At 72.0% G+C, this 20,719-nt stretch carries 20 protein-coding genes; 14 read left to right on the top strand and 6 right to left on the bottom strand.

The genetic code is table 11. The annotated features are described in order from the left end of the window. Window positions 1-15 precede the first annotated feature (15 nt). Both ABG090_RS12345 and ABG090_RS12340 read right to left on the bottom strand, forming a co-directional pair. Window positions 16-1,182 carry an aminotransferase class I/II-fold pyridoxal phosphate-dependent enzyme gene (locus ABG090_RS12345; RefSeq protein WP_347754962.1) on the bottom strand — a complete coding sequence of 389 codons (1,167 nt, stop codon included), beginning with the start codon at window positions 1,180-1,182 and terminating at the stop codon, window positions 16-18. A 109-nt stretch (window positions 1,183-1,291) separates the two neighbouring features. Continuing rightward, window positions 1,292-1,789, bottom strand: coding sequence for a carbonic anhydrase (locus ABG090_RS12340; protein ID WP_347754959.1), 498 nt, complete (start codon window positions 1,787-1,789; stop codon window positions 1,292-1,294). A 37-nt stretch (window positions 1,790-1,826) separates the two neighbouring features. Here ABG090_RS12340 and ABG090_RS12335 point away from each other — a divergent pair, with 37 nt between their 5' ends. After that, the gene (locus ABG090_RS12335) at window positions 1,827-2,177 is read left to right on the top strand and encodes a pyrophosphatase (protein WP_347754956.1); all 351 of its coding nucleotides are present in this window, start codon (window positions 1,827-1,829) and stop codon (window positions 2,175-2,177) included. Window positions 2,178-2,232: 55 nt separating this feature from the next. After that, window positions 2,233-3,549, top strand: coding sequence for an FAD-dependent monooxygenase (locus tag ABG090_RS12330; protein WP_347754954.1), 1,317 nt, complete (start codon window positions 2,233-2,235; stop codon window positions 3,547-3,549). Window positions 3,550-3,853: 304 nt separating this feature from the next. On the opposite strand, the gene ABG090_RS12325 is transcribed toward ABG090_RS12330, so the two are convergent. Then, a complete protein-coding gene (locus tag ABG090_RS12325) occupies window positions 3,854-4,264 on the bottom strand; it encodes an NUDIX domain-containing protein (protein WP_347754951.1) in 411 nt (136 codons plus the stop codon). A gap of 173 nt (window positions 4,265-4,437) precedes the next feature. On the opposite strand from ABG090_RS12325, the gene ABG090_RS12320 reads away from it, so the two are divergent. Next, window positions 4,438-5,289, top strand: coding sequence for a hypothetical protein (locus ABG090_RS12320; RefSeq protein ID WP_347754948.1), 852 nt, complete (start codon window positions 4,438-4,440; stop codon window positions 5,287-5,289). A 102-nt stretch (window positions 5,290-5,391) separates the two neighbouring features. Here ABG090_RS12320 and ABG090_RS12315 read toward each other — a convergent pair whose 3' ends face one another. Then, window positions 5,392-5,829, bottom strand: coding sequence for an Lrp/AsnC family transcriptional regulator (locus ABG090_RS12315; protein ID WP_092917344.1), 438 nt, complete (start codon window positions 5,827-5,829; stop codon window positions 5,392-5,394). A gap of 90 nt (window positions 5,830-5,919) precedes the next feature. On the opposite strand from ABG090_RS12315, the gene ddaH reads away from it, so the two are divergent. After that, complete coding sequence (ddaH, locus tag ABG090_RS12310; protein WP_347754945.1) at window positions 5,920-6,759, top strand: dimethylargininase; 840 nt, start codon at window positions 5,920-5,922, stop codon at window positions 6,757-6,759. A gap of 65 nt (window positions 6,760-6,824) precedes the next feature. Beyond that, window positions 6,825-8,042, top strand: coding sequence for an ornithine--oxo-acid transaminase (rocD, locus tag ABG090_RS12305; protein WP_347757615.1), 1,218 nt, complete (start codon window positions 6,825-6,827; stop codon window positions 8,040-8,042). Between the two features lie 160 nt (window positions 8,043-8,202). Here the strand turns inward: rocD and ABG090_RS12300 are convergent, their stop codons facing one another. Continuing rightward, entirely contained in the window at window positions 8,203-8,715 is a 513-nt protein-coding gene (locus ABG090_RS12300) for a VOC family protein (protein ID WP_347754942.1), read from the bottom strand. A gap of 102 nt (window positions 8,716-8,817) precedes the next feature. Between ABG090_RS12300 and ABG090_RS12295 the strand changes: the two genes are divergently transcribed. After that, entirely contained in the window at window positions 8,818-9,657 is an 840-nt protein-coding gene (locus ABG090_RS12295) for a hypothetical protein (RefSeq protein ID WP_347754939.1), read from the top strand. 9 nt (window positions 9,658-9,666) lie between these two features. Here the strand turns inward: ABG090_RS12295 and ABG090_RS12290 are convergent, their stop codons facing one another. Continuing rightward, window positions 9,667-10,578, bottom strand: a complete 912-nt coding sequence (locus tag ABG090_RS12290) for a phosphodiesterase (RefSeq protein WP_347754937.1) — start codon at window positions 10,576-10,578, stop codon at window positions 9,667-9,669. 306 nt (window positions 10,579-10,884) lie between these two features. Here ABG090_RS12290 and ABG090_RS12285 point away from each other — a divergent pair, with 306 nt between their 5' ends. The 8 genes from ABG090_RS12285 to ABG090_RS12250 all read left to right on the top strand — a co-directional run bounded on the left by ABG090_RS12285 (window position 10,885) and on the right by ABG090_RS12250 (window position 20,678). Beyond that, on the top strand, window positions 10,885-12,456 hold the full coding sequence (locus tag ABG090_RS12285) for a stealth conserved region 3 domain-containing protein (RefSeq protein ID WP_347757613.1): 1,572 nt from the start codon (window positions 10,885-10,887) through the stop codon (window positions 12,454-12,456). Window positions 12,457-12,534: 78 nt separating this feature from the next. Then, entirely contained in the window at window positions 12,535-13,200 is a 666-nt protein-coding gene (locus ABG090_RS12280) for a GntR family transcriptional regulator (RefSeq protein ID WP_347754934.1), read from the top strand. Between the two features lie 142 nt (window positions 13,201-13,342). Beyond that, entirely contained in the window at window positions 13,343-14,329 is a 987-nt protein-coding gene (locus tag ABG090_RS12275; protein WP_347754931.1) for a tripartite tricarboxylate transporter substrate binding protein, read from the top strand. A gap of 57 nt (window positions 14,330-14,386) precedes the next feature. Continuing rightward, complete coding sequence (locus ABG090_RS12270; RefSeq protein WP_347754930.1) at window positions 14,387-14,917, top strand: tripartite tricarboxylate transporter TctB family protein; 531 nt, start codon at window positions 14,387-14,389, stop codon at window positions 14,915-14,917. After that, window positions 14,914-16,524 carry a tripartite tricarboxylate transporter permease gene (locus ABG090_RS12265; RefSeq protein WP_347754928.1) on the top strand — a complete coding sequence of 537 codons (1,611 nt, stop codon included), beginning with the start codon at window positions 14,914-14,916 and terminating at the stop codon, window positions 16,522-16,524. Before ABG090_RS12270 ends, ABG090_RS12265 begins: the two co-directional genes overlap by 4 nt. 7 nt (window positions 16,525-16,531) lie before the next feature. Then, the gene (locus ABG090_RS12260) at window positions 16,532-17,398 is read left to right on the top strand and encodes a dihydrodipicolinate synthase family protein (protein WP_347754926.1); all 867 of its coding nucleotides are present in this window, start codon (window positions 16,532-16,534) and stop codon (window positions 17,396-17,398) included. A gap of 147 nt (window positions 17,399-17,545) precedes the next feature. After that, window positions 17,546-19,018: an FGGY-family carbohydrate kinase gene (locus tag ABG090_RS12255; RefSeq protein WP_347754923.1), complete on the top strand. Its 1,473-nt coding sequence runs from the start codon at window positions 17,546-17,548 to the stop codon at window positions 19,016-19,018. Window positions 19,019-19,040: 22 nt separating this feature from the next. After that, entirely contained in the window at window positions 19,041-20,678 is a 1,638-nt protein-coding gene (locus tag ABG090_RS12250; protein ID WP_347754920.1) for a fucose isomerase, read from the top strand. The last annotated feature ends 41 nt before the right edge of the window (window positions 20,679-20,719 follow it).

Raw genomic sequence — 20,719 nt, 5'->3', positions numbered from 1 at the left:
GGCTCGGCAGCGCGATCAGGCGATCGCGCCCATGCGGCGCACGGCGTCCTCGATGACATCCGGCCTGGTGCCCAGGTTGAACCGCACGTGGTTCTCGCCGCCCGCGCCGAAGGCCTCGCCCGCGTTGAGCCCGACCCGCGCCTGCTCGAGGAACGCCTTCGCAGGGCCGGCGGAGAGCCCCTGGTAGCCGGCGTCGGCGCGTGAGGCGGGGTCGGCGACGCGGGTATGGCGGCAGTCGAGCCACGCGAGGAAGGTCGCCTCGCCCGGTCGCCAGCGGATCGTCGGCGCGTGCTCGGCGAGCAGCCGGGCGAGCAGCGCGCGGTTGTCGCGCAGGCCGTCGAGCACTTCGTCGAGCCAGGCGCGGCCGTCGTCGAATGCCGCGATGTGGGCGATGGAGGCGAGGTGGGAGGGGCCGTGGCTGACGACCTCGGCGATGCCGCCGATGGCCTCGCCCGTCTCCGCGCCGCCCACGATGAGCGCGGTGCGCAGGCCGGCGAGGTTCCAGGCCTTGGACGCGCTGGTGACCGAGAAGCCGCGCGGGTCGACGCTCCAGTAGGGCGTGAAGTCGGCGTCGAACAGCAGCGGGGCGTGCACCTCGTCCGCGATCACGCGCGCGCCGTGGCGGTCGGCGATCCGCGCCACGGCCTCGAGCTCCGCGCGGGTGTGCACGGTCCCGGTGGGGTTGTGCGGGTTGCAGAGCAGCAGCACCGCGCCCGCGGCGTCGAGGCGGGCGCACGCCTCCTCGATCGCGGCGAGGTCGAGCCGCAGATCCTCGCCCAGCGGCGCCTCGACGACCGCGCGCTCGGCGTGCGCAGCGTAGGCGTGGAAGGGCGGGTAGACGGGACTCGTCACGATCACCGAGCCGCTGGGCGGCGTGAGCATCCGGATCAGCTCGAACACGCCCATCATCACGTCGGAGACGAGGGCGGTGCGCGCCACCTCCAGCTGCGCGCCCCACCGGGCGTCGGCGAAGCGACCGAACGCCTCTGCGTAGCCGGTGCCGAACGGGTAGCCGGTGTCGCCGCGACCCAGCGCATCCGTGACGGCGCGGGTCACGGCCTCCGCCGGCATCACGTCCATCTCTGCCACCCACAAGGGCAGCACGTCGGGCTCGAAGAAGCGCCACTTGATGCTGCTGCGCTGCTGCAGGTCGGCGAGGGAGACGCGCTCGAACGGGTTCATGGCCCCATCCTGCCGTCGCTCAACCGGTCCTGTGGTCTGGGACGCCGGATTCTCGCCTCCCGCGCCAGCAGCCCGGTTGACGGACGGGACGCGGGGGAGTGGCGGGCGCTCAGGCGACCTGCTGCATGAGCCCCGTGTCGACGTCGTAGAGGAAGCCGCCGACGCGGACCCGGTCTGCGATCAGCGGGTGCGAGCGCACCCGGTGCACATCCTCGATGATCGCGAGCTCCTGATGCTCGATCGCGCCCAGGTCGAGCCACGATGCGTCGGTGCCGGCGGAGGCCGAGATGTCGGCGAGCAAGGTGCGCTCCGACTTCGACGCCATGGCGCAGCGGGTGTGCTGCACGATCAGCACGCGCTCGACGCCCAGCAGGTGCACGCCGAGGATCAGCGCCACGAGGGTGCGCTCGGTCGCGCGACCACCCGGATTCCGCAGGATCTTCGCGTCGCCCGGCACCAGCCCGACCATGCCGAGCGGATCCAGGCGCGAATCCATGCAGGTGACGATCGCGACGCCCGCACGCGCGACGCCATCGAACCCCTGCAGGTCGAAGGACTCGGCGAACGTCCTGTTGTGGGCGAGGAGATCGTCGAAGGAGGAGTCCATGGAGATGAATCTATTACCGCGTGCGAGCATTGGCCGCATGGAGCTCCGCGCCACCGCCCAGCAGATCGACGCGATCTCTCGCCGCTACGCCGACATCTACGGGTTCGAGCGCAGCACCGACTGGCTGGTGCTGAAGCTGCAGGAGGAGGTGGGTGAGCTCGTGCAGGCCTACCTGGCCAAGACCGGCAGGCAGCGCGACAAGGGCCACGCGCCGGAGGAGATCGACCGACGCTTCAGCCTGGAGCTTGCGGACGCGCTCGGCATGCTGCTCGCGCTGGCGGAGGCGACGGGCGTCGACATCGAGCAGGCGATCGACGACAAGTGGCTGGTGTGGGATCGGCGCGTCTCGCAGCGCGCCGGCGAGCGGGACGCCCCGGCGGCCGACTGAGGCGGGCTCCGGACCTCGCTGGCCGAGCACAGCCGCGGCCGTTAGCCTCGGTCTCATGACGCAGACCGCCATCATCGTCGGAGCAGGAATCGGCGGCCTCGCCGCCGCCCGAGGGCTCGAGGCAGCCGGCTGGCAGGTGCGGGTGCTGGATGCCGCGCCGGAGCCCGGATCGCTCGGAGCGGGCGTCTCGATCACGAGCAACGGCATGGCTGCGCTCGATGCGCTCGGCGTGGGCGACGCGGTGCGCGGCGCGGCCGTGCGCGCGCTGCCGGAGGGCGTCTTCACCGACCAGGGCACGCCGCTCCAGGAGGGGATGCACGCCGACTCGAGCGTCGTGCACGCGATCCATCGCTCCACGCTGCTCGACATCCTGCGCGGCGAGCGCGAGATCGAGACCGGGATGCGCGTCGCGGGCGCCAGCGATGGCGAGCGCGGACGGCCGAGCGTCACGATCGAGCACGGCGCGGCGGATCCCGACTCCTCCGATGCGCGGTCGGAGCGCGAGCGCCGCAAGGATCGGGCGCGCGGCACGAAGCTCGGCCGGCGACTGCACCGGCTGCTCGAGCCTGGCGACGACCCGATCGACCGGAGGGCGGAGGCCCGCGCGACCAGGGCGCAGGTGCGGTCACTGGCGTCGTCGCGCTTCGAGACGCTCGAGGCCGATCTGATCGTGGGTGCCGACGGCATCGACTCCGCGGTGCGGTCGGCGCTCTGGCGCAGGGCGCGCACCGACTACTCCGGTGCGACGGCGTGGTTCGGCATCGTCCAGGCCGAGGCGGATTCGCCCGCCGGACCCCGGATGTACCTCGGGCGCGGCGCCGCGTTCGGGATGGAGCCCATCGACGGCGGCCGCATCTCCTGGTGGGGCATGGCGTTCGCGCGCATGGGACGCCGTGCCGATGACGAGATCGAAGCCGCCGTGCGGCAGTTCGACGATTGGGCCCCGGAGGTGCGCGACCACATCGCCGCGACCGGCAGCAGCAGCATCACGCACCGGGATCTCTTCTCGCTCGCGACCCGCCTCGACTCGTACCACCGGCCGGGCGTCGTGCTCGTGGGTGATGCCGCTCACGCGATGCTCCCGACGCTCGGGCAGGGCGGCAATGCGACCCTCGAGGATGCCGCGACCCTCGGCATCCTGCTCGAGGATCACCCGCTCGAGCAGGCGCTCGCTGGCTACGACCGCGCGCGCGTGGAGCGCACCCAGCGCATGATGCACCTGTCGGAGCGCGTCGCGCGCGTCAACACGCGCATGCGGATGCCCGCGCTCGTCGCGGCGCGCAACGGCCTGCTCAATCTCACGCCGGCGCTGGCGACCGAGATCGCCAGCGACTGGATGCTCGCCTGGCGCTCACCCCGCAGCGCCGACTGACGCCGATCGCCGAGGCGCGGGCGGATCCAGCCTGGGGGACACGCGCGTTCAGGCAATGGGGAGTTCTCCCCATCGACGGCTCCCAGGAATCGCGCCTACCGTAGAGATACAGCCCGGCTGGGGCCCCGCGAGGGGAAATCGGGCTTGACAGGGTTTCGGAGTTTCTTCTCCGGGATGCAGAGGGAGTCCCGTTGCATGGACGGGGCAATGCGCGGCACTTCGGTGCCGTCCTGCTTTGCAAGGAGGGCCCGACCGCATCGGTCGGGCCCCCTTCGCGTCTCGGGCACTACTCGCGTGTCGGGCGCTATCGCGGCGTGCGCTCCGCGAGCAGCATCGGGAAGACGAGCTCGCGGTTGAGCGGCGCCTCCGACTGGTCATCGATGCCGGCCGCGGGGTCGATCCAGCGCACCGCCTCGATCTCGGCCTGCGCGATCGGCGCGACCGGCTCGCGGGTCCGGAACACGCTCGCGTGCAGCGCGAACCCCGCCTCGTTGGCGGCGCGCGTCTCGAACTCGCCCATCGGCTCGATGCGGTCGAGCGGGATCTCGACCCCGAGCTCCTCGAAGACCTCGCGCACCGCGCACTCGGCGGCCGTCTCGCCGGCCTCTGGCTTGCCGCCCGGCAGCATCCACGCGTGCGTGCCGCGCTTCCGCACCGTGAGCACGGCGCCGTCCTCACGCTGGAAGCAGATCGCCGACACGGTGATGATGCCCATGCCTTCAGGCTAGGGCTCGATACCGTCGACGGTATGCGGATCCCCAGCCGGCATCTCGGCAGCCCCTGCGCGCGGGCTGCGGTCGTGAGCGCGCTCCCGCGTGGCCGCCGCTCGGTGAGGCCCACGAGCCGATGAGGCACGTGGTGCACCTCGCTGGGGACGACCGTGACGTCATGGCCGTCGCCCAGGCGGCGCTGCGCTCCATCGGTCCGACCCACGCCTCCTGGGTCGCCAGCGTGCGGCGGCTCCACACGGAGCGGCGGGAGTACGTGCGCTCGCTCGCCACGGGGGACTGGAGTGAGGAGAGCGCTGTCGCCTCGATGGCGGCGGAGTCGCCGCAGCCGAGCACGACGGAGGCGACACCGGCGGCGCGCCCCGCGATGCTCATCACGGTGTGGTGGACGCTGCTGTCTGTCGCGGCCGTCGCCGCCACGATCGGTGCTGTGCCGCTGATCCCGCTGCAGATCGCGCAGGACCCCGCGCTCATCCTCGCGATCACACCGGCCGCCATGCTGCTGGCGGGAGCGCTGCTCGTGCTGACCGCCGCGTTCACGCCCAGGTCGGCGCGCAGCGGCACCGCGCTGGGACTCGCGCTGAGCAGCGCCGTGTTCGCTGCCGCCGCGGCCGCGCTGAGCGCCGTTCGCTGGGATCTCCTCATGGCGGCCGGCGGCGCCAGCAACGTGCTCACCTGGCTGATCGGCGCGACCGGCACCGTCGTGGGTGGCACCGTGCTCGCCTGGCGGGCCGCGCCACGCCGCGAGCGGAGCGTCGAGCTGAAGCCCGCGGAGCATGCTCGGCGGGAGTTCGCGATCGAGCTCGTCTCCCGCGCCCGCCGCTACGCGCGCAAGGTGCCGATCGACGAGGCGGTGCGGGAGCGGTGGCGGATCGAGCTCGCGGAGCTGGCCGGCAACGTGCCCCTCGAGTCGATCGAGCAGGCGCGCGCCCTCGGCCCGTGGGCTTGGCTGGTGTGGGCCGCCTACGACGGCGAGGTGCACCTGCCCGACCTGCTGGCGGCTCGCCGCTAGCCGGTGCTGCTGCGCCCGAGCGGTGCTGCTGCGCCCGAGCGGTGCCGGCGCGCCAGCCCCGCTCGGGCGGAAGCGCACCGGTCGGCGGCGGCCGGCGCGCCGTCAGCCGGCGTGGCGGCTGATCAGCTTCGAGAGCAGGATGGCGCTGGTCGTGTGATCCACCGACGCCGCGGCGCGCACCTTCTCGAGCGCCTCCTCGAAGGCGATCACGTCGCGCGCACGCATCATCACGATCGCGTCGGCGGTGCCCGTGACCGTGCTCGCCTCGATGACTTCCGGCACGCCGGAGAGCATCCGCTTGAGGTCGGCCGGTGAGACGGTGCCGCGACAGAAGAGCTCGACGTATGCCTCAGTCGCGAGCCCCTCGACCTTGGGGTCGATCTGCACCGTGAAGCCGCGGATGACGCCGTCGGCGATGAGCCGGTCGATGCGGCGCTTCACCGCGGAGGCTGAGAGCCCCACCTCGGCGCCGATGTCGGCGTAGCCCGCCCGCGCATTCAGGCGCAACTGGTCGATGATGCCGTGGTCGATTCGGTCCATACGCAGGAATCTACGACGCATTCAGCCGATCCGCAAGAAACTAGCGTTTCAACCCGTGCAATTGTGTCGATTCGTTGCAACCATCGAAGCATGCAGCAGACGACGACTTCGACCGCGACCACCGAGGGCCGCACGCCCAAGCACAAGACCGTGCTCATGTGCCGGCCCGAGCACTTCACGGTGAGCTACGCCATCAACCCGTGGATGGATCCGTCGAAGCCCACCAGCACCGAGCGCGCGGTCGAGCAGTGGCAGACGCTGCACGACGCCTACGTCGCGCTCGGCTACGACGTCGAGCTCATCGACCCGGTCGACGGCCTCGACGACATGGTCTACGCGGCGAACGGCGGCTTCACGCTCGACGGCCACGCCTACGGCGCGAAGTTCACCTACGCCGAGCGGATGCCCGAGGGCCCGGCCTACATGGAGTGGTTCGCGGCGAACGGCTTCCAGGTGCACGAGCCCGTGCACGTCAACGAGGGCGAGGGCGACATGCTGCTCTCGCAGGGCGCGATCCTGGCCGGCCACGGCTTCCGCACCAGCCTCGAGTCGCACGACGAGCTGCGCGGCATCTTCGACCGTGAGGTCGTGAGCCTGCGCCTGGTCGACCCGCGGTTCTACCACCTCGACACCGCCATGGCGATCCTCGACGACGACAACATCGCCTACCTCCCGACCGCCTTCGACGAGGCCAGCCGCTCGGCGCTCGAGCGTCGCTACCCCGACGCGATCATCGTCGACGAGGCCGACGCATCCGTCCTGGGCCTCAACTCCTTCGGCGACGGCCGCACCATGGTCATCGCCGAGCGCGCCGCCGGCTTCGAGCGCCAGCTCGCCGAGCGCGGCTACCAGACCACCGGTCTCGACCTGTCGGAGCTGCTGCTGGGCGGCGGTGGCATCAAGTGCTGCACGCTGGAACTGCGACGATGAGCACCGGCAGCACCACGCACGACCTGCCCACCGAGGCCACGACGACGGAGGCGACGATGACCAACATGACGGATGCCGTGAGCTCGGCGACGCAGGCCGCGATCACGCAGGTGGAGGCGCACGCCGCCCACAACTACCACCCGCTGCCCGTGGTGGTCGTGGAGGCCTCCGGCGCCTGGGTCACCGATGTCGACGGGCGCCGCTACCTCGACTGCCTCGCCGCCTACTCGTCGATGAACTTCGGCCACGGCAACCGGCGACTGCTCGACGCCGCCCACGCGCAGCTCGATCGCGTCACGCTCACGAGCCGCGCCTTCCACGCCGCCGCCCTCGGACCCTTCGTCGAGGCGCTCGCGGCGCTCGCGAAGAAGGACATGGTGCTGCCGATGAACACCGGCGCCGAGGCGGTCGAGTCGGGCATCAAGGTCGCCCGCCGCTGGGCCTACGAGGTGAAGGGCGTGCCCGCCGGCCAGGCGGAGATCGTCGTGATGGAGGGCAACTTCCACGGACGCACCACGACGATCGTGTCCTTCTCGGACGACCCGGATGCGCGCGAGGGCTACGCCCCGTTCACGCCCGGGTTCGTGCGCGTGCCGTTCGGCGACATCGCGGCCCTCGAGGCCGCGATCACGCCCAACACTGCCGCCGTGCTGCTCGAGCCGATCCAGGGCGAGGCCGGCATCAACGTGCCGCCCGCCGGCTACCTGCAGGCCGTGCGCGAGCTGACGACGCGCGAGCAGGTGCTCTTCATCGCCGACGAGATCCAGTCGGGACTCGGCCGCACCGGCGCGACGTTCCAGTGCGACAACGAGGGCGTCGTGCCCGACATGTACCTGCTGGGCAAGGCGCTCGGCGGCGGCGTGGTGCCGGTCTCGGCCGTGGTCGCGGACGCGGATGTGCTGGGCGTGCTCACCCCGGGCTCGCACGGCTCCACCTTCGGCGGCAATCCGCTCGCGGCGGCCGTCGGCCTCGAGGTGGTGCGGATGCTCGCCGAGGGCGACATGCAGGCGCGCGCCCGCGAGCTGGGCGAGCGGCTGCACGCGGGGCTCTCGGAGCTCGTCGGCCACGGCGTCACCGCGGTGCGCGGCGTCGGCCTGTGGGCCGGCATCGACATCGATCCCGCCGTCGGCACCGCCCGCGACGTGTGCATGCGCCTGCTGGACGCCGGGATCCTCGCGAAGGACACCCACGGCCAGACCGTGCGCCTTGCGCCGCCGATCGTGATCGACGAGGCCGACCTGGACATGCTCGTCCGAGAGTTCCGCTCGGCCGTCGGCGCGTAGCGCCGGCGCCCGAGCGGGTCGAGGAGCCGGCCCTTCCGGCCGGCGTCGCGAGACCAGGCCGTCGCGCAGGGCGCCGGCGTCCGCCCTGCGCGGACCCCGCCCGCCCTCGGCGACCCGGTGCACCGGGTCGCCGGTGGCGCCAGGGGTCGGCGGGATCGCCTCAGGGCTCTGGCGTGACGCGCATGGGGTCGAGCGGCTGCGACTCGCCGTGCATGGGTCGCTCCAGGTCGACATCCGCCGCGTCGATCTCGGTCGTGCCGTCGGTGCGCTGCGGCGAGACCATGCCGAACACGTTGCCGTCCGGATCGAGCAGGTAGGCGAGGCGGCCGACGCCCGGCATGTCGTGGGGCGCCAGCGCCTCGACGCCGCCGAGCGCGAGCCCCCGGGTGAAGCTCGCGTCGACGTCGTCGACCCCGACGACCAGATTGGCGCCGACGACCGGCGCGCCCGCCGCCGGTGCCGGTCCGCGGCGCCGCGTCAGACCGCCGTTGATGCCCATGCCGGGCTGCGGCTCGCCGTCAGCGCCCTGCTGCACCGCCCCGCTGCCGGTGTCGATCGACCAGTACTCCAGCTCGCCGAAGCGTGTGAACCTCCAGCCCAGCAGTCCGCTGTAGAAGTCGATCAGCCGCTGCGGCTCACTGGCATGGATCTCGAAGTGCACGACGAGGCTCATGGCGGCGAGGCTACGCGCGCCGCATCGCTCGCGCCAGGGGCGCGACGGCGCGGACGCCGCGCGCGGACTGGACTTCGTGCGAATCCGGCGTATGGTGACGGCGTGGTTGCACGCATCCTGCTCGGGCACGCCCCCAGACCGACCTCCGGCACGCAGCTGGAGAAGCGCATCCGCACCCTCGTGGTGGCGGCGGAGCCCGCCGGCGTCGCTTGCACGTCGGTGATCGACGCCGAGCTCGACGGCGCGGATGTCGCGCACCTGCACCTGGACCTGACCGGCTTCCGGCTCGCGGGCGAGCACGACCGCGATCGCGTCCGGCTCGAACCGCAGGGCGCGCCCGTGTCGGCGGAGGATGCCGTCATGCGCGAGCTGCGCGTCACCGGCGACCCGATGGTGATCTCCGGCGCCGAGGTGCGCCTCGATGCCCAGCTCGCCGACGTGCCGTTCCGCTGGGTCGAGACCGACAACGGGGAGCTGGCGGTCGAGGTCGCGCGGACCGACGCCGACCAACCGCTGCGCGGCCGAGCGCGCGTCGCGGTGCCCAAGGACGAGCTGGGCAAGGCCGTGCTCGGACTGGCCGATGCGATGCTGCGCGATCGCGGCGTCAGCGTCTCGCGCCTCGACCTCGACGTCGAGCAGGAGAGCCCGGACCGGCTGCGCCTCACATTCGAGGCGAAGGTGCGCAAGGGGCTGCTGGGCGCGCACGTCACGGGCGCCGCCACCGCTGTGATCGACGACGCCATGGGCGTGACGCTCTCCGACATCCGGGTGGAGAGCGGCAACGCGCTCGTCGCGGCGATGCTGGGCTCCCTGCGCGGCAGGATCGCGCAGTTCGAGGGCCGTCGCTTCGACCTCGCCTCGGAGCTGCCGGCGGGCGTGCGCGTCACCGACGTGCAGGTCGAGGTCACCGATCGCGTGACCATCGAGGCCCGTCTGGGCTGACGCCCCCGGCTACGCGTCGACCAGCTGCGCCGGGATGCGCGCGCGGGGCGGCAGCTCGACCCGGGCGTCCGCGAGTCGACGCGCGGACTCCTCGGCGTCGATCCAGTCGAGCGCCGCGAACTGCCCGAGCGGCACGACCGAGTGCAGCACCGTGCTGGGGTAGACGTGCACGAGGTTGAACGCGCGAGCGCCGTCGCGACCGCGCGTGCCGCCCACCGGCACATTGAGGTCCTGCGTGTAGCAGGTGGCGGAGGCGACCGAGACGGGGATGCCCGCGAAGGTCGCGGTGGAGGAGTAGTGCAGGTGGCCGGCCAGGATGGCGCGCACGTCGCTGCCTAAGAGCGCGTCGGCGAGGTCGGCCTGATCGCGCAGCTCGACGCTGACGGCGAGGTCGAGCACGCTGGGCACGGGCGGGTGGTGCATGGCCAGGATCGTGCCGTGCGGCGCCGGGGTCGCGAGCACCGCGCGCAGCCAGTCGCACTGCTCGGCGCTGACGCGACCGTGGTGGTGGCCGCGCACGGTCGAGTCGAGCGTGATGATGCGGAGCCCGTTGACATCCGTCACCGCGTCGACGGGGGCATCGGATGCCGGCTCGTCGAGCAGGCCGGTGCGGAAGGCGCGGCGCTCGTCGTGGTTGCCCATCACCCACACGACGCGCGCCCCCAGCTCGGCGGCGATCGGATCCACGATCGCCCGCAGGCGCCGGTAGGCGTCGGGCTCCCCGCGGTCGGCGAGATCGCCGGTGAAGACGATCGCGTCCGGCCGCGCGCCGGACCCCTCGAACTCGGCGAACAGCCGCCGCAGATGCTCCTCGCTCGGCACGCGGTCGTAGAGGCGACCGCCGCCAGCGAGCAGGTGGGTGTCGGAGATGTGGAGCAGGAAGTGGTCGGGCCGGGGATGCTCGGCCGCGCGGGTGCTCACGATTGATCCCATCCGATCGCTCGGTCCGTGCACGATGTCGGGCACGTGCTCGCACGGTAGTCCAGCACGGCCGGATGGCCGCGGCGTGAACGCGGCGTGTACGCAGGCCCAACCCGCAGCCCGTGCGATGACGCCGACTGCCCCAGGTCGGCGCGGATAGCATGAGTCGACACCAGCACCCCACAGGCAGGAGCCGAGCAAGACGTGAGCGATCTTCGAGAGCAGGGCATCGACGGCGAGCGCAGCGCATTCGCCGCAGTGCGCGCAGAGCCGCCCGGCATCCGCGTCGCGAACGTCGAGGAGCCGGTGCTCGTGCCGACGGGCGGTCGCTTCGATCGCTTCGACCGGCCCGACATCGTGGTGCGGAAGGGTCGCTACGCCCTGCGCAACGGGCACATGAGCCCGCGCGAGTCGATGGTCGAGGATCTGCTGGCGCTGGGCGCCGCGATCGATGCGGCGGGCATCCCGTGCCTGCTCGTGCGCCACGACGACGGCCGCCCGATCATCGCGGTCGACCGCGCGCGCCGCAAGGAGCTCGCGGCGGCCCTGGCTGCGGCCTTCGCCGACGAGCCCTTCTACGCCGAGGCGATCGCGCCGGAGCGGGTCGCGGGCCGTGGCCCTGCGCTGCTCACCGACGGAGCGCTCGCTGGGCACAAGAAGGCATCGGCGATGCGCGTCTACCGGCCGAGGGTCGAGCCGGCGGGCCGGCTGCGCTACGGGCCGGACACTGCGGTGCAGCTGGAGCTGTGGCGCTTCGGCGAGGAGACGCTCGTGGCTCCGCTGCCGAACGCGCTGATGCGGGCGGCCATGCCGCGCAGCGAGGCGGTGGGCGAGACGGTCGTGCGCTTCGGCAGGGAGTGGCAGACCATCCAGCACATGTGGGAGCCGCTGGCGAGCGACATCACCTTCGAGATCGACATGGTGTTCTCGTGGGTGGACGGCTCCAGCAGCGAGTACCAGCGCGAGCGTGCCAGGCAGATGCAGGCGTACGTCGTCGGCGAGGGCGACGACTCCGAGGCGCGCTACCGCCAGCTCGACGAGCTGAAGTACGCGCTGCGATCAGTGCACATGTACGCGCCCTGGGTGCGGCGCATCTTCATCGCGACGGATTCGCCGGCGCCGAGCTGGCTCGCCGAGCATCCGCGGGTGACCCTGGTGCCGGCCGAGGCGATGTTCGCCGACACCTCGACGCTCCCGACCCACAACTCGCATGCCGTCGAGGCGCAGCTGCATCACATCGAGGGGCTCAGCGAGCACTTCCTCTACTCCAACGACGACATGTTCTTCGGCAGGCCGCTGGGGCCCGACATGTTCTTCTCGCCCGGCGGCATCACGAAGTTCGTCGAGGCCACCACCCGCATCGGGCTGGGCGAGACCGATCCGGCGCGCTCCGGCCACGACAACGCGGCCCGCTACAACCGGCGGCTGCTGCGCGAGCGCTTCGGCGCGGTCACCACGCGCCACCTGGAGCACTGCGCGGCCCCGCTGCGGCGCAGCGTGCTGGCGGAGCTCGAGGCGACGTTCCCTGAGGACTTCCGGCGCACCGCCGCGTCGCGCTTCCGGTCGGCCACCGACATCTCGGTCACCAACTCGCTCTATCACTACTACGCGCTCATGACCGGCCGTGCCGTGCAGCAGACCGACGCCAGGGTGCAGTACATCGAGACGACGCTGCGCGCCGCCCTGCCCGCGATGGATCGGCTGTTGCGCAAGCGCGACCAGGACATGTTCTGCCTCAACGACGGCAGCAATCCCGAGCTCTCCACCGAGCAGCGCACGCACGCGGTCACCGAGTTCCTCGAGGCCTACTTCCCGATCGCAGCGCCGTGGGAGCGCCCGCGCGCCGCAGAGGCGGATCCGAGCGTCCCGCTGCCCTGACCGGGGCGCCACCGCCGCGCCGGGTTGGCGCTCGGGCCGACTTCGACCCACAATGTCTACGGTTGACAGCGGGAGGTCATGATGTCGGAAGTGCAGCTGCACCGCCCGCGCAGTCTCGGGCGCCAGGTCGCTGATGTGCTCAGGCAGCGCATCGTGCGCGGCGAGCTGCTGCCGGGGGCGCGGCTGGTCGAGGAGGCGGTCGCGGAGGAGTTCGCGGTGAGCAGGGGCCCGGTGCGCGACGCATTCACGCAGCTGAGCTTCGAGCGGCTGGTCGAGGTGCGGAAGCCCGCCGGAGTGTTCGTCATCGGCCTCACGCTCGACGACGTGGAGCAGCTGTACAGCCTGCGCGGTGCCCTCGAGGGGCTTGCGCTCGAGCGCGCCATGCGGGTCGTCGATGAGGAGCCGTGGAAAGGCTCGGAGCGCGCTGCTGAGGCGATGCTCGAGTGCGCTCGTCGCAGCGATGCGGAGGGGTTCCTCGCCGCCGATCTCGAGTTCCACTCCCGCATCTACGACTTGGCCGAGCATCCCAGACTGCTCGGCGCCTGGCAGCAGTATCGGCCGACGTTCGAAGCGCTCCTGGACGTCACCATCCATCAGGACAGCGATCTGACGGAGGCCGCGGAGGATCACCGACGCCTGCTCGACACCATGCGCTCGGGGGATGTGGCGGCCGCGAAGCGAGCGCTCGCGCGGCACCTCGAGGGATCGCACGCGCGCATGCGCACCGCCATCGAGTCGCGCTGAATCGGTCCCTTCTGCCGCGCGCCGCGCGCCGGCAGCAGCGCCCTCGGCGCGCCGCGCCGACCGAGCGTTGACTGTTAACAGTCAACGTCGTAAGGTGTGGACACGGCAGTCGCCGAACCGCTCAATGACGAGGAGGAGCATGATGCCCCGACCGACCCCCCGCCGCGCATTCGCGGCGCTCGCAGCGATCGGCATCGGTGCCGCGGCGCTGGCCGGCTGCGCGTCCACCACGCCGGCAGACCCCGAGGCGACCGATGCCGCCGACGGCTCGACGTTCCCCGAGAGCGACATCCGCCTGATCATCCAGGCCAACCCGGGCGGCGGCTCCGACCTCTCCTCCCGCGCGCTCGCCGCAGAGCTCGAGCAGATCCTGGGCGTCTCGGTGATCGCCGAGAACATGCCGGGCGCCTCCGGTGCCCTCGCGATGGAGTACGTCGCCTCGCAGCCCGCCGACGGCTCCGTCATCGGCTTCGGCCCGGTGGAGATCGCGATGCTCAACACGACGCAGGGCGCCGACGTGCTGCCCGAGAACTACGACTTCCTCGGCCAGATCATGCTCGCGCCGGGCGTCATCTCGGTGGCTGCGGACAGCGACATCCAGACGCTCGAGGATCTCGTCGCACAGTCGGAGGCATCGCCGCTCACGGTCGCGAACTCCGGTGCCGGCTCGATCTGGGAGGCGGCGACGCTCGGCCTCTCCGACGCGACCGGCGCGCAGCTGACGCCGATCCCGTATGACGGCGGGGCCACGGCCGTCTCGGCGGCCGCCTCCGGCGAGGCCGACGCGGCAGTGTCGGGCCTCGGCGAGGCGCTCGCCCAGGAGGGCGCCGTGCGCGTGCTCGCCGTCTTCCACGACGAGCGGCACCCGAAAGCGCCCGAGACGCCCACGGTCGAGGAGGCGCTCGGCGAGTCCGTCGAGTTCGGCGGCTGGGGCGGCATCTACGCGCCGGCCGGTCTGCCCGAGGACGTGCACGCGACGCTCGAGGATGCGATCGCCCAGGCGGTCGAGAGCGAGAGCTACCAGGAGTTCCAGGACAACTCCGGCAACCTCGTCGTCTACCGCGACTCCGAGGAGTTCACGGGCTTCGTCGGCGAGCAGTTCGACGTCTTCCAGCAGCTGCTGGGCTGACGTGTCCACGGCCGGCCGGGCGCTGCCCGGCCGGCCACCCACCCGCAGGAGTCAACGATGACCGACATCGCACCCGCATCCGCGCCCGCCGGTGCGCGGCGCTGGACGCGCGACACGGCGATCGAGCTCGTGGCCGCGCTCGCGCTGCTGCTCGTCACGATCGTCTACCTGGTGCTCGCCGGGCAGATCGAGCTCCGCCGCGAAGCGGCACCGGGGCAGATGGATGCCCGCGCATGGCCGACTTTCCTCGGCGTGGCCGCGGTCGCGGCCGCGGGGCTGCTCGTGCTGCGCACGATGCTGCGCGGTGCCGGTGCGCGCGACGAGATCGAGGCCGCCCAGCCCGGCGCGCTGCTGCGCGTCGGCGGCACCGTCCTCATCGCGCTCGGCTACCTCGCCCTGTGGTCGGTGGGCGACATCGCGCTCCTCGGCCTCCGCCTCGCGCTCTTCCCGGTCGCGACAGCGCTCACCGTGGCCGCGCTCCTGCTGCTCTACGGCCACCGCGGCTGGAAGGGCCTCATCATCTACCCGATCGCGCTCGCGACCCTCAACTGGGTGCTGTTCGCGATGATCCTGAGGATCCCCCTGTGAACGCGTTCTTCGACGGCATCGGCGCCCTGCTCGAGCTCCAGGTGATCATCGCGCTGGTCATCGGGATGGCGCTCGGCATGCTCGTCGGCGCGTTCCCTGGCCTCACCGCCACCATGGTGGTCGCGCTCGCCGCCGGCTTCACGATGACGATGGAGCCCGTGCAGGGCCTCGCCGTGCTGCTGTCGATCTACGTCGCCGCGAACTTCGGCGACCGGGTGCCCTCCATCCTGGTGAACACGCCGGGGACCCCCGCGTCGATCGCAACGACGCTCGACGGCTACCCGATGGCGAAGCAGGGTCGTGCCGGCCTCGCGCTGACGATCTCGGCGATCGTCTCGGCGGTCGGCATCCTCGCCTCGATCATCCTGTTCTGCGCCGCCGCGGTGCCGATCGCGAACTTCGCGCGCTCGTCGTTCAAGAGCCCCGAGCTGTTCGCGCTCGTGGTGTTCGGCATCGCGATCATGATCGGCATCTCGTCGAAGTCGATGGTCAAGGGCATCTTGGCGGGCCTCATCGGGCTCATGCTCGGCACCGTCGGCGCGTATGCCGCGACGGCCGACCAGCGCTTCACCTTCGGGGTGCTCGAGCTCGCGGAGGGCCTGAACTTCATCGCCGTGATCATCGGCCTGTTCGGCATCGCCGAGCTGCTCGACCAGCTGCTGACCCACTCGAAGACGGCAGTGCGCCCCATCTCGAGCCTGGGCCGCTGGTGGCCCAGCCGCGCAGAGCTGCGGCAGACGGGCCGCGCCGTCGCGGTCGGCGGCGGCGTCGGCCTGGGCGTCGGCCTCATCCCCGCCGCCGGCGGCGACATCGCAGGCCTCATCGGCTGGGAGCGCGCACGGCGCGCCTCGAAGCACCCCGAGGAGTTCGGCAAGGGCTCCATCGAGGGCGTCGCCGCCGCCGACACCGCCTCCAGCGCGACCCTGGGCGGATCGCTCACCACCACCATGGCACTCGGCGTGCCGGGCGACTCCGTGATGGCGGTGATGATCGGTTCGATGATCATCTGGGGCATCGCGCCCGGGCCGAGCCTGTTCACCAACCGGCCAGACCTGGTGGTCTCGATCGCGGGCATCATGCTGCTCGCGACGCTGCTCTCGCTCGCCTTCAGCCTCGTCCGCATGAAGGGGATGGTGCGGCTGCTCGATGTGCCGCGCCCCTACCTCTGGAGCGGCATCCTGATCTTCTGCGTCGTCGGCACGTACGCGACGACGAACAGCCTCTCGACGGTGCTCACGATGCTGGTCTTCGGCGTCATCGGCCTCTTCTTCAAGCGCGTCGAGATGCCCGCCGGACCGGTCGTGCTCGGCTTGCTGCTGGGACCGCTCGCCGAGGAGAACCTCGCGCGCACGCTCGCGATCCTCCCGACGCGCCCGTTCCTCGAGGTGGTGAGCCCGATCGCGATCCTGCTGCTGGTGCTCGCGGTGCTCTCCGTCGCCCTGCCGCCGATCCGCGCCGCGCTGCGCCACCGTCGCGACAGCCGCTCGTTCGCCCAGCGGCTCGAGGACGAGGCGCATGCCGACGCCGTCGCGGGCACCACCCACGACCCCGACCCCGCTCCCTCCAGCGCGCACCGCGCGTCGGACCCCGATCACGACAAGAGATGAGCACGACGTGCCCCACGACATCCTGACCGCCGTCCCCACTTCGTTCCTGCCGGATGGGTCGCTCGACGTGCCCGGCAGCCGCGCGATCCTCGAGCACGTCGGCCGCTCCGGCAACGAGGGCGCATTCGTGCTCGGCACCACCGGGGAGTTCCCGGTGATCGAGGAGGCGGAGTTCGCCACCCTCACCCGGCTCGCGATGGACACGCTCGGCGACACCATGCGCGTCGTCGTGCACGTCGGGCACCCGAGTGCCTACGGCGCCCTGCGCCGGCTCGCGATCGCCCGCGACGCGGGCGCCACCGAGGTCGCCGCCATCACGCCGTACTACCTCCCGGCGAGCGAGCAGGGGATCGTCGAGTACTTCTCGCAGCTGGCGGCGGCCGCCGACGGCATCGCGCTGTGGATCTACATCTACCCCGCGCGCAGCGGCAACGCGGTCTCCCCGGCGCTGCTGGCAGAGCTCGCGACGCTGCCGGGCGTCGTCGGCGCGAAGGTCAGCGAGCTCTCGCTCGAGCAGATCCAGGCCTACCGGGACGCCGTTCCCGAGCACTTCGTGCTGTACACCGGCGCAGACCGGGATCTGGTCGCGGCCGCCGGCTCGGGCGCGCAGGGCGTGGTCTCGGGCGTCAGCTCGGTGCTGCCCCGGCCGTTCCGCGCCCTCGCGGATGCCGCGGCGGCCGAGGATGCGCAGGCGATCGACGAGGCGCAGCGGCAGGTCGACGACGTCGTCTCGATCATCGGCGGCGACATGGCCCGCATGAAGGTGGCGCTGCGACTGCTCGGCGTCGCCGACGGCACCTGCCGCATGATGCTGGATGCGCCCGATGCCGCCGCGATCGGCGAGATCGAGCGCGTCGTCGCGGCCTATCGCTGATCATCATCCGCTGAAGCATCCGATGTTCCATGCGGGACATCCCGAACGGACGAGAGCGGATGCTCGCGCCTGAGCGGCTGGCGGCGCGCGCGGCGTGCGAGAACATCCGATCTCTGGCACGCTAGAGCAGGATCGAAGGAGTGCTCCATGCCCAGTGTCACCATCGGCATCGACGTCGGCACGTCGAGCACGAAGGGCGTGCTCGTCGATCAGCACGGTGCCGTGCTCGCGACCGCGGTCCGTGAGCACGCCGTGCATCGGCCCATGCCGGGCCACGTCGAGATGGACGCGGAGATCTGGTGGAGCGAGCTCGTCTCGATCGTCGCAGAGCTGCGTGAGCTGGCTCCCGACGCCGAGCCGGCCGCCATCGGCGTCAGCGGCATGGGGCCGTGCGTGCTGCTGCTCGATGACGCGGGCGCCCCGGTGCGCCCCGCCATCCTCTACGGCGTCGACACCCGCGCGGGCGAGCAGATCGCGCGACTCACGGCCGAGCTGGGCGCCGACGAGATCGTCGCCACGGGCGGCACGCCGCTCACCTCGCAGGCGGTGGGCCCCAAGATCGCCTGGGTGCGGGAGCACGAGCCCGACGCCTACGCCAGGGCATCGGCGCTCGCCATGCCCGCGTCGTTCCTCGCCCAGCGGCTGACCGGCGAGCTCTTCCTCGACCACCACTCGGCAAGCCAGTCGTGGCCGCTCTACGACATCGACGCCGCCGCATGGCGCGACGACTGGTGGGAGCGCGTCGCGCCGGGCATCTCGCAGCCGCGGCTCGCGCTGCCCAGCGACGCGATCGGCGTCATCACCGCCGAGGCGGCCCAGCAGACGGGGCTGCCGGAGGGCATCCCGGTCGCGCTCGGCACCATCGACGCGTGGGATGAGGCGGTGAGCGCCGGCGCCACCCGGCCCGGTGATCTCATGCTCATGTACGGCACGACGATGTTCCTCGTCACGACCACCGCCGAGCGGCCCGCTGCGCCCGGCATGTGGACGACGCGCGGCGTCGCAGCCGGCACCTACTCGCTCGCGGGCGGCATGGCGACCTCCGGCGCGATCACGACCTGGATCCGCGACCTCGTCGGCGGCGACTACGCCGGTCTCACCGCCCAGGCGGCCGAGAGCGGGCCGGGCGCGAACGGCCTGCTGATGCTGCCCTACCTCGCCGGCGAGCGCACCCCGATCCAGGATCCGGATGCCCGCGGCGTGCTCGTGGGCATGACGCTGCAGACCACCGCCGGCGACCTGTACCGCGCGGCCCTCGAGGCGACCGCCTTCGGCGTGCGCCACAACATCGACGTCATGCGCGAGGCCGGCACGCCCATCGAGCGGGTCGTCGCCGTCGGCGGCGGCACCACCGGCGGCCTCTGGACGCAGATCGTCTCCGACGTCACGGGTCTGCCCCAGGTGATCCCGAGCGTCACCGTCGGCGCGAGCTTCGGCGCCGCGTTCCTCGCGGCGGGCCTGGTCGGCGATCCCGACATCGATGCATGGAACCCGCCGGCCGTCGTCGTCGAGCCCGATCCGCGGCTGCGCGAGACCTACGACGCGCTCTACCGCCACTACCGAGCCCTCTACCCCGCAACCCGCGACATCGCCCACGCGCTCGTCGACCTCCAGCGCTGACGCGCCTCCCGAAAGGACCATCATGACCACCACCTACGCGATGCCGCAGCTGCGCTCCCGGCCCGAGCCCGCATCCGACACCGTCTACGCGGTCGCCTCCGGCGACCTGCGCCTGGCAGCGAACACGACCTGCTGGCCGGCTCAGCAGGCGTTCGAGGAGCAGGTGCGCACCGCGATGGCATCGCACGGCTGGGCAATGCAGCGGGCGCACGACGTCGATCCCGCGACCGGCCACGGCTTCATCGACTCGCAGGCGCGCGGCATCGAGGTCTTCCGCTCGGTGCCCAAGGATGCGCCGGTCGTGGTCGTCGACGCCGTCTGGCAGTACAGCCACCACGTGCTCGCGGGACTGCGCGCGCACCGCGGTCCCATCCTGCTGGTCGCCAACTGGTCGGGGCAGTTCCCGGGCCTCGTGGGCATGCTGAACCTCACCGCCAGCCTCACGAAGGCCAACATCGAGCACTCGATCCTGTGGAGCCGCGACTTCACGGACGAGTGGGCGCTCGACAAGCTCGGGGAGTGGCTGCGCACCGGCGCCATCGCGCACGAGACCTCGCACGTGCGCGACCTGCCTGCGCTCCGCGACAGCGACGAGGCCCGGCTGGGCACCGCGCTCGCCGAGCAGCTGCGCGAGGATCACGCGGTGATCGGCATCTTCGATGAGGGCTGCATGGGCATGTACAACGCCATCATCGACGACGAGATGCTCAACCCCACCGGCATCTACAAGGAGCGGCTCTCGCAGAGCGCGCTGCTGGCCGAGATGGATCGCGTGCCGGCCGGCGAGGCCGAGGCGGCGCTCGCCTGGCTCGAGGAGGCAGGTCTGACGTTCCACTGGGGCGAGGACGACGCGACCGAGCTCACCCGCGAGCAGGTGCTCAGCCAGCTGCGGATGTACATCGCGGCGCTGCGCATCGGCGACGACTACGGCGTGGACGCGATCGGCATCCAGTACCAGCAGGGCCTCAAGGACCAGTGCGCGGCATCCGACCTCGCCGAGGGGCTGCTGAACAACGTGCAGCGCCCGCCCGTGCGCTCGCGCGACGGCGAGCGAGAGCTGTGGGCCGGGGCGCCGCTGCCGCACTTCAACGAGGTCGACGAGGGCGTCGCGGTGGATGCGCTCGTGACCAACCGGGTGTGGACCGCGATGGGGTTCGACCCCGCCACCACGCTGCACGACATCCGCTGGGGCGAGGAGTACGACGGCGAGTTCGTCTGGGTCTTCGAGATCTCGGGCTCCGTGCCCGCGAGCCACAACGGCGGCTACGACCAGTCGTACTCGATGCGCCAGGTGCCGATGTTCTTCCCGAAGGGCGGCGGCACGCTCTCGGGCGTCTCGAAGCCGGGCGAGATCGTCTGGTCGCGCGTGTTCGTGATGGATGACGCGCTGCATGCCGACATCGGCCGGGCCCACGTGGCCGAGCTGCCGGCCGAGGAGACGCAGCGTCGGCTCGAGGCGACAGACCGGCAGTGGCCCATCATGCACGCGGTGCTGCACGGCGTCAGCCGCGACCAGCTGATGGCGCGCCACAAGGCCAACCACGTGCAGGTCGCCTACGCTCCGGACGCCGAGGCCGCCGATCGGGCGCTGGAGGCGAAGGCAGCGATGTTCGAGGGGATGGGCATCCGCGTCCACCTCTGCGGCGACGTCGCGCTGTAGTCCTGCAGCCGCGGCGCCCTGCGGTCGGATGTCTGACCGCA

The organism is Agrococcus sp. ProA11 (assembly GCF_039880525.1).
Taxonomy (GTDB): Bacteria; Actinomycetota; Actinomycetes; order Actinomycetales; family Microbacteriaceae; genus Agrococcus; species Agrococcus chionoecetis.
Note: the sequence above shows the minus strand (reverse complement) of the source record. Positions and strands in the feature narration are given on the sequence as shown.